12 protein-coding genes are annotated in these 13535 nt (G+C 64.2%); 10 read left to right on the top strand and 2 right to left on the bottom strand.

What is annotated here, in order from left to right; translation table 11 throughout:
• Positions 1-265: 265 nt before the first annotated feature.
• From QZ409_RS03430 to cdd, 3 genes are all read left to right on the top strand, one after another.
• On the top strand, positions 266-796 hold the full coding sequence (locus QZ409_RS03430) for a DUF1269 domain-containing protein (RefSeq protein ID WP_296707142.1): 531 nt from the start codon (positions 266-268) through the stop codon (positions 794-796).
• A 160-nt stretch (positions 797-956) separates the two neighbouring features.
• Complete coding sequence (locus QZ409_RS03435; RefSeq protein WP_296707144.1) at positions 957-1748, top strand: hypothetical protein; 792 nt, start codon at positions 957-959, stop codon at positions 1746-1748.
• A 12-nt stretch (positions 1749-1760) separates the two neighbouring features.
• Positions 1761-2165 (top strand): cytidine deaminase, encoded by a 405-nt coding sequence (cdd, locus tag QZ409_RS03440; protein ID WP_296707146.1) that lies wholly within the window; start codon positions 1761-1763, stop codon positions 2163-2165.
• Between the two features lie 10 nt (positions 2166-2175).
• Here the strand turns inward: cdd and QZ409_RS03445 are convergent, their stop codons facing one another.
• Positions 2176-3753 (bottom strand): glucan biosynthesis protein, encoded by a 1578-nt coding sequence (locus tag QZ409_RS03445; protein WP_296707149.1) that lies wholly within the window; start codon positions 3751-3753, stop codon positions 2176-2178.
• A gap of 683 nt (positions 3754-4436) precedes the next feature.
• Here QZ409_RS03445 and QZ409_RS03450 point away from each other — a divergent pair.
• The 3 genes from QZ409_RS03450 (at position 4437) to QZ409_RS03460 (ending at position 7977) form a co-directional block, all read left to right on the top strand.
• Positions 4437-5579, top strand: coding sequence for a type III PLP-dependent enzyme (locus QZ409_RS03450; RefSeq protein WP_296707151.1), 1143 nt, complete (start codon positions 4437-4439; stop codon positions 5577-5579).
• Positions 5580-5700: 121 nt separating this feature from the next.
• Positions 5701-6276: an N-acetyltransferase gene (locus tag QZ409_RS03455; RefSeq protein ID WP_296707153.1), complete on the top strand. Its 576-nt coding sequence runs from the start codon at positions 5701-5703 to the stop codon at positions 6274-6276.
• Between the two features lie 267 nt (positions 6277-6543).
• Positions 6544-7977, top strand: coding sequence for a homospermidine synthase (locus QZ409_RS03460; protein ID WP_296707154.1), 1434 nt, complete (start codon positions 6544-6546; stop codon positions 7975-7977).
• 160 nt (positions 7978-8137) lie between these two features.
• On the opposite strand, the gene QZ409_RS03465 is transcribed toward QZ409_RS03460, so the two are convergent.
• Positions 8138-9010 (bottom strand): alpha/beta hydrolase, encoded by an 873-nt coding sequence (locus tag QZ409_RS03465; protein WP_296707156.1) that lies wholly within the window; start codon positions 9008-9010, stop codon positions 8138-8140.
• Between the two features lie 207 nt (positions 9011-9217).
• On the opposite strand from QZ409_RS03465, the gene QZ409_RS03470 reads away from it, so the two are divergent.
• The 4 genes from QZ409_RS03470 to QZ409_RS03485 all read left to right on the top strand — a co-directional run bounded on the left by QZ409_RS03470 (position 9218) and on the right by QZ409_RS03485 (position 13486).
• On the top strand, positions 9218-9856 hold the full coding sequence (locus tag QZ409_RS03470; RefSeq protein ID WP_296707163.1) for a DUF1007 family protein: 639 nt from the start codon (positions 9218-9220) through the stop codon (positions 9854-9856).
• The gene (locus QZ409_RS03475) at positions 9853-10836 is read left to right on the top strand and encodes a nickel/cobalt transporter (RefSeq protein ID WP_296707158.1); all 984 of its coding nucleotides are present in this window, start codon (positions 9853-9855) and stop codon (positions 10834-10836) included. Before QZ409_RS03470 ends, QZ409_RS03475 begins: the two co-directional genes overlap by 4 nt.
• A gap of 88 nt (positions 10837-10924) precedes the next feature.
• A complete protein-coding gene (locus tag QZ409_RS03480) occupies positions 10925-11956 on the top strand; it encodes a CBS domain-containing protein (RefSeq protein WP_296707160.1) in 1032 nt (343 codons plus the stop codon).
• A gap of 180 nt (positions 11957-12136) precedes the next feature.
• Positions 12137-13486, top strand: a complete 1350-nt coding sequence (locus QZ409_RS03485; protein WP_296707165.1) for a dicarboxylate/amino acid:cation symporter — start codon at positions 12137-12139, stop codon at positions 13484-13486.
• Positions 13487-13535 lie beyond the last annotated feature (49 nt).

Here is a 13535-nt window from a genome sequence, read left to right on the forward strand (position 1 = left end):
AATGTCGGCACGCCGGTGTTCGGCGGCATGATCCTGGCCTCGGTGGTCGGCATTTTCGCCATTCCGCCGCTCTATGTGGCGTTCCAGGGCCTGCGCGAAAAATTCCGCCCCTCGACGCGGCCGAAGGCGGAGCAGGAAAGCGCGGGAACGCCCGCGCAAGGGTGACGCGGCGGCTTCACGCCGATGTCGTCATAAGGAACGAAAAACAGGAATTCCGTAGCGCAATCCGAGCCGGACGCGCGGCGGTTTGAAGTGGAGAAACGTCATGAGCGATCTGGTTTTCATTGCCTTCGACAACGAACAGAAGGCCGAAGAAGTGCGCGACCGCGTCCTCGGCATGCAGCGCGAATATCTGATCGATATCGGCGACGCGGTGATCGCCGTGCGGGACGACAAGGGCCGCGTCAAACTCAACCAGCTCATGAACACGACGGCGGCGGGCGCGGCGTCCGGCGCGCTGTGGGGCACGCTAATCGGCTGGTTGTTCATGATGCCGCTCGCAGGCGCGGCTGTCGGCGCCGCCGGCGGCGCGCTGGGCGGCGCGCTGACGGATGTCGGCATCAATGATGCGGACATGAAGCGCCAGGCCGACGAGGCGCTCAAGCCCGGCATGGCGGGCCTGTTCCTGCTCATCCGCAAGATGACGACCGACAAGGTGCTGGAAGATCTCAAGGGCGCTGGCGGCACTGTGATCAAGACTTCCTTCGACCACGCTTTGGAAGAAAAATTGCGCCAGGCGCTCGATAGCGCGGCGCCCCCGCCGCCGGCCCCGCCCGCGGAAACGCCCGCCGCCTGATTTTTTTTCACGCGCCGCCCGGTTCCCGTGGCGGCGCGCCTTTTCCAGGCCGCCCAAAACAGCTTGAGCTTGAATTGACCCTCACTTTCTGCTCAGGTTAAGCTATCGTCAGGCGTCGCATTTTTCAGGCTGCGGCATGCAGCGGCAGAGTTTGTCCCGGTTGGTTTTTTTTGTCGCGTCCGGGTTTGCCGTCGCGGCTTTCGGCGTTGGCCCGGCCTCGGCGGGGGCCTGGACGCCGGAACAGGGTCACGGCGAAATTATCGTCACCACCTTTTTCGAACAGGCGAGCGTCGCTTATAATCAGTCCGGCCGGATTACGCCGACCTCGCTCTATCGCAGCGGGCAGGCGACGGCTTTTGTCGCCTATGGCGTCACCGATTGGCTGGCGGCCATTATTCGCCCGGGCGTGCAAAGCTCCTCGCTGGGCTCTCCGGCCAACCAGAACTATACCGGGCTTGGCGACAGCGAGATCGCGGCGCAGGCGAGGGTCTGGCGCGACGATTCAACCGTGATCTCGGTGCTGGCTGGCGTACGCGCGCCGACGACCGGCGGGGCGACCAACAGCTGGCTGCAGGGGCCAAACCGGCCGGAATATGATCTCCGCCTGCTGCTCGGCCATAATCTGACGCTGGCCGGCCTCTCCGGCTTCCTCGATTTTTCGGCGGGTTACCGCTTCGTCGGCGGGACGGCGCCCAATGAGGGCCATTTCGACGCGAGTTTTGGCCTCTATGCGACGCCCGACCTGCTTGTGCTGGCGCAGAGCTTCAATACGATCTCGGGGGCGTCGGGCAGTCCCTCTACGCCGCAATGGGCGCAGGCCAAGGCGCAATTCAGCCTCGTCTATCGGCTGAGCGGCGAATGGCGGGTTCAGGGCGGCGGCTTCGTCACGCTGGCGGGCCAGAGCGCCTATCGCGAGAATGGCCTGCTGTTGGCGCTTTGGCGCAATTTTTGATGGGAGGTCGAAATGGCCGGTCTCGACGAATTGTTTGATCGCGCCAAAGCGGCGCGGGACCGGGCCTATGCGCCCTATTCGCGCTTTCCGGTCGGCGCCGCTCTGCGCAGCGCGAGCGGCGCGGTGTTTTCCGGCTGCAATGTGGAAAACGCCGCTTATCCGTTGGGTGTTTGCGCGGAGACCTCGGCCATCTCGGCCATGGTTGCGGCGGGCGAGACGCGGATCGTGGAAATTCTCGTGCTTGGACCCGGACCGGGGCGGATCGCGCCCTGCGGCGCCTGCCGCCAGCGCATCGCGGAATTCGCGCCGGGCGAGGCGCTGATCCACCTCGCCGATAAGACGGGCGCGGCGGAAACTGTCTCCCTGTCGGAACTGCTGCCGCGGGCTTTCGGCCCGGCCTCGCTCACGCGCGATTAGCTCCGCCCAATCACTCCGCGATCCAGGGCATCAGCCAGGTCTCGGTCAGGGCTTTCGGCCCGGCATGGAGGAAAGCCCGGATATCCGTGGTCTGGCCCGGCTCGACCTGCACGTCGATCATGGCGCGGAAGCCGTCTATGCGCGGATTGGGCATCAGAATAGTTCGCAGTATCTTGCCCTGCGAGGTCGTGGCGGACACTTCGACCGAATTGGGATCCTGCATGTAATAGGCGAGGTCGCCGCCAGCGAAATCGACGATGAAGCGGCGCGAACCGACATCGACGGCCTCATTGGAGCCAAGCGCCTTGGGGCTGGTCTTCCAGGTATTGACCACATGGCCGTTGGGGGAGAGGTCGGCGGCTTCCAGCAGGGAGCGGATGCGATAGGAAAAAGAGAAGGGCTTGCCGGCCTCGGGGGGCGTTTTCGGCGTCCAATAGGTCACGATATTGTCGGCCGTCTCATCCTTGGTCGCCAGTTCGAGCAGCTCGACGCGGCCCTCGCCCCAATCGCCATGCGGCTCGACGAAATAGGTCGGCCGCGTTTCATAGGTGAGGTCGAGGTCCTGGTAATGGTCGAAATTGCGGTCGCGCTGCACGAGGCCAAAGCCACGGATATTGGTGTCGGCGAAAGTGGTCATGACCTTGACGCGCGGCGCGCGCAGCGGCCGCCAGATCCACTCGCCATTGCCGGCATGCATCAGCAATCCGTCCGAATCATGCAGCTCGGGGCGATATTCGTCGACATGCTTGCCGCTGTTGCGATCCTCGCCGAGGTAGAACATCGAGGTGAGCGGCGCCATGCCGAATTTCACATTGTCGCGGCGCGGGTAGAGCGTGACGCCAACCTCCATCACGCTTTCGACGCCGGGATAGAGATCGAAGCGAAAGGCGCCGGTGACGGACGCGCTGTCGAGCAGCGCGAAGATCGTGGCGCGTTCCGGCGTCTGCTCCGATGTCTCGATCCAGAACTCGCGAAACAGAGGAAACTCCTCGTCGTCGCCGCCGGTGTTCACGGACAGGCCGCGCGCCGAAAGGCCGTAGCTCTGGCCCCGGCCGAGGAAGCGGAAATAGGACGCCCCGAGGAAGGAGACGATCTCCTCCTGGCTGTGCGGCGCGCCCAGCGGATAATGTAGCCGGAAGCCCGCGAAGCCGAGATTGACCGGCAGGTTCTTGTCGAACTTGTTGCGGCCATAGTCGAACAGGCCGGCGGAATAGGGGATCGGCGTGGCGATGCCGTCGCGGATCGTGTTCACCACCACCGGGCGCTTGAAGCCATAGCCGAGATGGAACAATTGCAGGCGATAGGGGCCGGTCGTGATCGGCGATTTCTCGGCTTTGAAACGCAGGTCGCGATAGGCGTCGAAATCCAGCTTGTTCAAGGCTTCGGGCAGTTTCGGCGGCATCGCGTCATAGGGCGCCGCGGCAAGCTCGCGGGCGCGCTTCACGACATCCTCGAAGCCGAAATGCGGCGCCGGCGGCTGCCCCGTCCCCGGCTGTCCCGAATTCTGCGCCAGCGCGCGCGGCGCGAATGCGGCGGCGCCCGAAACGGCGAGGGCGTTGAGCAGGAAACGGCGGTCGAATTGGGACATGGGAGAAGGTACCGGAGTGGGCGGCGAGGCAGGCGAGCGAGCGCGCGAGTTTGTGGCGCTGCACAAGGAGTTATCCGCGATTTGCGACCTTCGCAAGGCGCTTCGCGAGAGGTCGCTTAACGCGATCTTTCGGCGCGGAAGCCACAGCGGGCAAAAATGTCCGAAACTGCGTTTTTTTCACTTGCGTTCAAGCCGCGAATTCATATGTATGGACCTGCCCAAATCGCACGTGCCTGTGGTCGTGTGTCGGTTGGCGGGACCCCGGACAAGAGGCCGGAGAAACGCCTGAAAATCAAACCGGCAGCCGGAGGCGAACCGGCGAACCCCGTCTGAACGGGGGATCGCGACTTAAAGCAACGACGGACCGGGCTTTTTCGTCTCTGTCGGCCCTCCAAAGGCCGGCTTACCGAAGAGGCTTGTCTTTCTTGCCGGGCGTGCGGAACGGGATTTCCCATTCCAATCGAAGGCCGCTGAAACCTTGGATGGCGTGACGCCTTCCGAGTTTTTCGCGTCCACGGCGCAGCACCCGACCGCTAGGCGGCGCATTTCGCGCAGCCGAACGGTCTCGGACAGCGTTGCATTCCGCTTCTCGCGTCTCCATCGCGCGATTGCGGACGGCTGGCGCTTGTCCTCCCGAAGCCTTGTTGTTCTGGCGGGAAACCGCCCTTCGATGGGATGCCGCGATGACCGATCGCATTCTTGAATTCCTCCGCAACCGCCGCGAGGCCGGCCAGGATTCCGCGCCTTGCGTCGTCGTCGATCTCGACGTCGTGCGCGACAACTACGCCGCTTTCGCCAAGGCGTTGCCCGATACCCGCGTGTTCTATGCCGTCAAGGCCAATCCGGCGCCGGAAGTTCTGGCCGCGCTGGCCGCGCTCGGCTCCTGCTTCGATTGCGCCTCCGTGGTCGAGATCGAGCAGGCGCTCGCCGCCGGCGCGGCCCCGGACCGCATTTCCTTCGGCAATACGATCAAGAAGGAGCGCGATATCCTCCGCGCCTTCGAACTCGGCGTGCGCCTTTACGCTGTCGATTGCGAGGCGGAAGTCGAGAAGGTCGCGCGCGCGGCGCCGGGCGCAAAAGTGTTCTGCCGCATGCTGTGCGACGGGGTCGGCGCCGAATGGCCGCTGTCCCGCAAGTTCGGCTGCGCGCCGGCCATGGCGCCGCGCGTGCTCGAACTGGCGCATAGCCTCGGGCTGGAGGCCCATGGCCTGTCGTTCCATGTCGGTTCGCAGCAGCGCAATCCGCGCATGTGGAACGCCGCGCTCAAAAGCGCGGCGGGCGTCTTCCGCGAACTGGCCGAACGGGGAATCAATCTCCAGATGGTCAATCTCGGCGGCGGCTTCCCGACTCGCTATCTCAAGCGGGTATCGCCCGTGCGCAGCTATGGCGACGCCATTTTCACGGCGCTGCGACGACATTTCGGCAACCAGATCCCGGAGACGATCATCGAGCCGGGTCGCGGCATGGTCGGCAATGCCGGCATGATCGAGGCGGAAGTCGTGCTGATTTCGAAGAAGTCGGACGACGACGAGGTGAAGTGGGTCTATCTCGACATCGGCAAGTTCAACGGGCTCGCCGAAACCATGGATGAGATGATCCGCTATCCGATCCGCACCGCATATGATTCGGACCCGCGAGAGCCTTGCGTGCTGGCCGGCCCGACCTGCGATTCAGTCGACGTGCTCTATGAAAAGGAGCCGTATCTGCTGCCGGTCAGTCTCGAAATCGGCGCGAAAGTGCTGATCGAGGGGACAGGCGCCTATACGACGACCTATTCGGCCGTCGGCTTCAACGGCTTCCCGCCTCTGCAGTCCTATGTGATCTGAGTCCGGTTCCCGAGTTTTCCCGCATCACGCGCCGCCTGTCGCAAGAGAGGCGGCGGCCTCCTCAACCCGCGCCGGCTTCGTTCCGGCCGCGGCTTTTTGCGACCCGAGGAAGGTCAAGCCCATGAATCAGTTTGCCGCTCCGCTCGCCCTTGCCGCCGCCCCCGGCGAAATCATCATCCGCGAGGAATCCGCCCGCGACTTTCTCGCCCGCGAGGCGCTGCTCGACCGCGCCTTCGGCCTTGATCGCTGGCGCAAGACCTGCGAGCGCCTGCGCGAGGGCCGGCTGCCGGCGCAGGGTCTGGCCTTCTCGGCGATCCGCGACGGCGTCCTGATCGGCACCTTGCGGTTCTGGTCGGTGGAGGCGGGAGAGGGTTCCAACGCCCTGCTGCTCGGCCCGATCGCGGTCAGCGCGTCGCTGCGCGCGCAGGGGCTGGGCGGAAAAATGATCCGCCACGGGTTGGAGCGCGCCCGCGACCTTGGCCACAAGGCCGTCATTCTGGTCGGCGACGCACCCTATTACGAGCGCTTCGGTTTTGCGCGCGTGGGTGCTGAGAATCTGGACCTGCCGGGGCCGGTGGAGCTGGCGCGCTTCCTCGCGTTGGAGTTGCAGCCCGGCGCGCTTGATGGCGCGCGGGGCCTCGTCCGGGCGACGGGCGCCTTGGCGGCGACCGAAGGCGAGCGACGCCTGGCGGCTTGATTGACAGTATCCTTGATCGCGACATGTCGCGATCAAGGAATCCCTCGCATAAGCTCGGCGGCGCATTCGCTCCTAGCCGGCAAGCATGGGGCGAGCCCATGCTTGCCGGCATAACCTTCTTCAAACTGTCACATCCGCAGTCAAAAAGTGGCGTAGCCTGGGCGGCGCCGCTTGACCCCGCCTGTCGCCTTTGCGAGTAAACCGCAACACTTCACGCCCAAGACCCCACGCACCAGACTTCACGCCCTTGCAGAACAGGACGACATCATGACTGACTGGCCCGTTCATGGCCGCATTTCCGGCCCGATCGTGATGATTGGCTTCGGCTCCATCGGCAAAGGCGCGCTGCCGCTGATCGAGCGGCATTTCGAATTCGACCACAAGCGCCTTGTCGTGATCGATCCGACCGACGTGGATCGCGAGATCGCGGAAAGTCGCGGCTATGAATTCATCAAGTCCGGCGTCACCAAGGAAAATTACCGTGACCTGCTGGTCCCGCTGCTGACTCGCGGCGGCGGCCAGGGCTTCTGCGTCAATCTCTCGGTCGACACCTCCTCGCTGGCGATCATGGAGCTGTGCCGCGAAATCGGCGCGCTTTACATCGACACCGTGGTCGAGCCGTGGCTCGGCTTCTATTTCGACAAGAATCTGGGGCCGGAAAAGCGCTCCAACTACGCCCTGCGCGAATCGGTGCTGGAAGCCCGCCGCAAGAACCCCGGCGGAACAACCGCCATCTCCTGCTGCGGCGCCAATCCCGGCATGGTGTCCTGGTTCGTGAAACAGGGCCTGGTCAATCTCGCCGCCGACCTCGGCGACACGGCGCCGGAGCCCAAGACCCGCGCCGAATGGGGCGCGCTCGCCCAGCGTCTCGGAATCAAGGGCGTCCACATCGCCGAGCGCGACACCCAGCGGGCGAAAGACCCGAAGCCGCGCGGAACTTTCGTCAATACCTGGTCGGTCGAGGGCTTTGTTTCGGAAGGCATGCAGCCGGCCGAACTCGGCTGGGGCACCCATGAAACCTGGATGCCGGACAATGGCCGCACCCACAAGTTCGGCTGCGGCTCCGCGATCTATCTGTTGCAGCCCGGCGCCAACACCCGCGTGCGCAGCTGGACGCCGACGCCCGGCCCGCAATATGGCTTCCTCGTCACCCATAACGAGTCGATCTCGATCGCCGATTATTACACCGTGCGCAATGACAGGGGCGAGGCGGTCTATCGCCCGACCTGCCATTACGCCTATCACCCGGCCGACGACGCCGTGCTGTCTCTGCATGAAATGTTCGGCTCTGGCGGCAAGGTGCAGGAGAAGAACCACATCCTGACCGAGCACGAGATCGTGGACGGCATCGACGAACTGGGCGTGCTGCTGTTCGGCCACGCCAAGGGCGCCTATTGGTTTGGCTCGCAGCTCTCGGTGGAAGAGACCCGCGACCTCTGCCCCTATCAGAACGCCACCGGCCTTCAGGTGTCGTCAGCTGTGCTGGCGGGCATGGTCTATGCGCTGGAAAACCCCAACGAAGGCATTTTGGAAGCCGACGAGCTAGACTACAAGCGCTGCCTCGAAATCCAGACGCCCTATCTCGGCCCGGTCGTCGGCGTCTATACCGACTGGACGCCGCTCTCCGGCCGCCCCGGCTTCTTCCCGGAAGATATCGACGAGAGCGACCCCTGGCAGTTCCGCAACATTCTGGTGCGGTGAGCATTCCCGCCTCATCACGGGTATGCGGGGCGAGGCTCGCCAGCGACTATGACGGCTTGTTCGAGGGCGCGATTTCCATCGCGCCCTTTCTTTTTGCCCGGACAGGACGTTGCGACGCTTCCGTAAATCAATTTGCCGGTTTGTAATGAGACGCCGCCGGCTACACGGCCTCATTCCCCGCGAGGAAATCGCGGACCAGGGCGATCGTTGCCTGCGGGTTCTCCTCCATGATCCAATGGCCGGATCCGGGTATCACGCCCTCCCGTACGTCGGTGGCTGCGGCGCGCATCACAGTCGCCATCGTCGTCCCGAATGACTTCTCGCCTCCCACAGCTAACACCGGCATCGCCAGACGCGTCCCCGTGGCAAGCCATGCGCGATTGTCGGCCGCATCCTGGTCGAAGGCCGAGAATTGCGCGAAACCCGAATGCATGGCGCCAGGCAAGGCATAAAGCTGAGCATAGTGCGTCCGGGACGCTTCATCGAATTTGGCGGGATCGGCCGAGAACTCGTTCCAGAATCGGTCGAGGTAGATGCGTTCGCGGCCTGCGACCAGTCGTTCCATATCGGGGCCGCCGAAGCGAAAATGCCAAAGAAGAGGGTTTTTCAGGATCTCGTCCCACGGGCCGACTCCCGGGACCGGCGCGTCGATCAGCACCAATCGACGGACTCGTTCAGGGTGCTGCGCGGCGAACTGAAAAGCGACCATATTGCCGATGTCATGGGCGACAAGGTCGATCTGGCCAATACCAAGCGCCGCAAGGATGTCCGCCAGATCACCCGCCTGGGTCTTCTTATCAAAGCCGCCCAGAGGCTTTGAGGATAGGCCGAGACCACGCAGGTCAGGGACGATGACGAAATGGTCCCCCATGAGATCGGCGGCCATCGGCGTCCACATGTCGCCGGTCTCGCCATACCCATGCAACAGCACGACAGCCGGGCCTTGGCCGCCCGTCCGGACATAGAGCGAGACGCCGTTTGCTTGAACATATTGCGCGTGAAAATTGGCGGGAAGATTGGGCGCATCGGTCATGGAGTGCATGGGCGTCTCCGCGAGGGCGACAAACGCCCGCAACAATTCCTCAATCGAATGACCAAATGTAAGCTTCTCCTCGACGAAAGCCCATCACATTTGCAAACCGCCGCGCTTGCGCCGCGTGGCTCCGCCACCTTTTCGCCAGACTTGCGCGCATGGTGTAAGCGGCGATTCTGGAATTGGCGGAGCGATTCATTGGCGGTGATGCGAAACGTTCTGGCTGGGGCGGCGATTTTGCTGCTGGGCCTCGCGGAGCCCGCTTCTGCCCATCCCCATGTCTGGGTCGTCGCCAGGGCGCAGATCCTGTTCGGGCCGGATGGGAAAATCACCGGCTTCCGTCACAGCTGGACTTTCGATGAAATGTATTCCGCCTTCGCCACGCAGGGCCTCGGCAAGGACGGCAAGCCTCCGACCAAGGATGAGCTCGCGCCACTGGCCAAGACCAATGTCGAGTCGTTAGCGGAGTTCCAATATTTCACCGCTGCCAAGACCGGCCCCAAAATGTATGAATTCGGCGAGCCGACAGATTATGAGCTGGAGGCCGATGACAAGAAGCTGGTGACCTTGCGCTTCACTCTGCCGCTGAAAGAGCCGGTCTCGGCGAAAAAGCCCTTCACCTTCATGGTCTATGACCCGACCTATTTCGTCGATTTCGCGCTGGAAAAGACGGAGCCGATCACGCTGAAGGATGCGCCCGCCGGCTGTTCGCTGACCACGCTGCGGCCCGATCCGCTCGACGGCTCGGATTCCAAAAAACTCAATGAGAGCTTTTTCTCCGGCCTGTCGCCCGGCGCGGATTTCGGCATCAAGCTGGCGACGCGCTCCATTGTGGCCTGTCCATGAAAAGGCTCGGACTATTCCTGGCGGCTCTGGCGCTGTTGTGCGGCGAGGCCGCCGCCCAGATCGCGCGCAATCCCTTCTCGATCGGGGTCAATGAAGGCGCGGTTGGCGAGGTCGGCCGTATCGGAATGTGGCTACTGACGGAACAGGCGCGCTTCTATCAGGCCTTGAGGCAGGCGGTGGCGGCGGCGCAGGCCAATCCTTCCGCGGCCTTTTCGCTGGCGGCGGTCGCCTTCGCCTATGGCGTGTTTCACGCCGCCGGACCGGGCCATGGCAAGGCGGTGATCGCGAGCTATATGCTCGCCAATGAAAAGGCCCTTCGGCGCGGCATGATCCTTTCTGCCTTCGCCGCTCTGCTTCAAGCCGTGGTCGCCATCGCCATCGTTGGAATCGCCGCGCTGCTGCTCGGGGCGACCGCGCAGAAAATGACCGCCGCGACTCAGGCGGTCGAGATTGCGTCCTATTTCTGCATCGCCGCGCTGGGGCTCTGGCTGGTCTGGCGCAAGGGCGCCGATTTCGTCGCGACCCTGCGCGCCCCGCCAATCCCAATCGCCTCGCGTTTCAGCTGCGACGATGGCTCGCCGGATCCTTCTCATGGTCCCAATTGCGCGCATTGCATCGCGCCCGATCCCCGCCTGCTGGGCGAGACGTTCTCCTGGCGCCAGGGCGTGGCGACCGTGGTCGCGGCGGGGCTGCGGCCCTGTTCGGGCGCGTTGTTGGTGCTGGTGTTCGCGGCGGCGCAGCGCGCTTTCATCATAGGCGTCTGGGCCGTTTTCGCCATGGCGGCGGGCACGGCGCTGACCACGGCGGCGCTCGCCGCCAGCGCCGTGCTGGTCAAGGGCGCGGCGACGAAAATGCTGGGCGTGGGCCGGCGCCGCGCGGAAATCTTCGGCCGGCTGCTGGAAGTCGCGGCGGCTTGCGTGGTTCTCGGCCTTGGTCTCTCGCTGCTCGCCGGCCTGCTGGTCAGCGGCGGCGTCGTCTGACGAAGGCGTTCAGGCAAGCGTCAAGCTTCGCGCCTAGAATGGCGGCTAAGGTCCGGCCCGATGCGCAGGGACTTCAAAGGAGAGCAGCATGCTGGATCTCGCCAAATCCGTTTCCGAGGCGCGCGCGCGCGACGTGATGACGTCGCCGGTGGTGACGATTGGCCCGGACGAGACGGCCCGCGCGGCGGCGGAGGCCATGCTGCGCCTCCATGTCAGCGGCCTGCCGGTGGTGGACGCGCAGGGGCGACCGCTGGGCGTGGTCAGCGAGAGCGATTTTCGCTTCGCCGATTCCGCTACCCGCACGAAGCAGCGCGAAGCCTGGGTGAAGATGCTGTCCGGCGGGCAGGACATGGCCGGGGATTATCTCGACGTATTGGAGCGCGAATCCGAAACCGTCCGCCAGATCATGGCCAGGCCGGCGCTCTGCGTCGACGAGGACGCGACAATCGCCGCAGTCGCCGAACTGATGGGCGCGCATCGGGTCAAGCGCATCCTTCTTCTACGCGAGGGCGCCGTCGTCGGGGTCGTCACAAGGGCCGATCTGCTGCGCTTCTATGCGCCCGAGGAACGCGCGTCCGCCAAGCCGGTGACCCCGGAAGCTTTCGACGCCGCCCGGCAGGAGGCGCGGCTCAAGCTGCAGCAGTTGAAACGGGCCCAGAAGGCGTCACAGCCCGAGCCGGAAATTTCGCCGGACGCCGTGACGGCTGCGATGCTGAAGGGGATGGTGAACGCGTTTGAGAGCACGAAATCGCGTATCAAGGATGAGGCGCTGCGCCAGACGCGGGAAAAGCGCGACGAACTGGTCAAGGAACTGCTCGCGGCGCGGTTCAGCGATCAGGAATTGGCCCATCTCATGTCGCTGGCGCGCGAGGCGGCGCGGCGTGGCGAAACCGGCGTCGCGGCCCTGACCTTCCCGGCGGCCCTGTGCGCGGACGGCGGCCGCGCGATCAACCTGCCCGACCCTGATTGGCCCGCGAGCCTGCGCGGCAAGGCGGCTGATTTCTTCCTGCGCTGGGACAAGGAATTGCGTCCGCTGGGCTTCGCCCTGTCCGCGCGGATCGCGAGTTTCCCGGACGGCTTTCCGGGCGACGCCGAACTGTCGCTGGTATGGGGGCGCTGATCCGGTTTTGGCCGCAGTTTTGAGATATTGTGTCTTTTTCGAGAAAAATCTTGCGCTCTCCGGTGGGCGGCGTTGAATAGGCGGATATCAAGCGCGATCCGACAAGAAGATCGGAACGCGCAATGAGGAGCGCCTGAGATGAACGTCAACGAGCCCGCTGCGGAGCATATGCCCATCAACATGAGCGGCGCCGCCGAGAGGCCGGAGACGCCGCCGCACAAGAAGCCCTGGTATCGCCAGCTCTATGTGCAGGTCCTGATCGCCATTTTTCTTGGCGTGTTGGTCGGCGTCGCCTTTCCTGATTTCGCCACCACGCCCGGCGTCAAGGCCCTGGGCGACGGCTTCATCAAGCTGATCAAGATGGTGATCGCGCCGATCATCTTCTGCACGGTTTCGACCGGCATCGCCCATATCCAGGACGCCAAGAAGGTCGGCCGCGTCGGCGTCAAGGCGCTGGTCTATTTCGAGGTCGTCTCGACCTTCGCGCTCGTCATCGGCCTCGTCATCGGCAATGTCGCGCAGCCGGGCGCGGGTTTCGGCGGCAAGGCGGATCCGTCGGCGGTCGCCCAATATGTCAACGCGCCGCACAAGACGACGGTCGATTTCTTCCTCGACGTGATCCCGGATTCGGTCGTCGGGGCCTTCGCGCGCGGCGACATTTTGCAGGTCCTGCTGTTCTCGATCCTGATGGGCTTCGCCATGATGGCCATGGGCGAGCGCAGCGCGCCCTTGCGCCGCCTGATCGACGACACCGCCCATGCCGTGTTCGGCGTGATCGGCATCGTCATGAAGGCCGCGCCGCTCGGCGCCTTCGGCGCCATGGCCTATACGGTCGGCAAATATGGCCCCTCCGTGCTGGGCAGCCTGTTCGGCCTCGTCGCGACCTTCTATTTCGCCTCGGCCTTCTTCATCGTGGTGGTGCTGGGAACCATCGCCCGCTTCACCGGCTTCAACATTTTCAAGTTCCTGCTCTACATCAAGGACGAGCTGTTGATCGTGCTCGGCACGTCGTCGTCCGAGAGCGCGCTGCCGCAATTGATGGCCAAGCTCGAAAAGCTCGGCTGCTCGCGCTCGGTGGTGGGCCTCGTCGTGCCGACGGGCTATTCGTTCAATCTCGACGGCACCAATATCTACATGACGCTGGCGACCCTGTTCATCGCGCAGGCGCTGGGCATTCCGCTTGATCTGAAGCAGCAGCTGATCATCGTCGGCGTGGCGATGCTGACCTCGAAGGGCGCCTCGGGCATCACTGGAGCGGGCTTCATCACCCTGGCGGCGACGCTTGCCGCGGTCGATCCGCGGCTGGTGCCGGGCATGGCGATCGTGTTCAGCATCGACAAGTTCATGAGCGAGAACCGCGCGCTGACCAATATCATCGGCAATGGCGTGGCGACGGTGGTGGTCTCGGCCTGGGAAGGCGAGCTGGATCGCGACAAGATGAAGGCGGTCCTGTCGGGCGAGTCGGACACCGAAACGATCCTCGAAGAAGCGTCGCTGGAAACGTCGAAAGAAGACGTCGCCGCGGCGTAAACTGGAGCCGGCCGCACCGCGCGAAAAAAAAGCGCGGGCGGCATTCGCG

Source organism: Rhodoblastus sp. (assembly GCF_019449565.1).
Taxonomy (GTDB): domain Bacteria; phylum Pseudomonadota; class Alphaproteobacteria; order Rhizobiales; family Beijerinckiaceae; genus Rhodoblastus.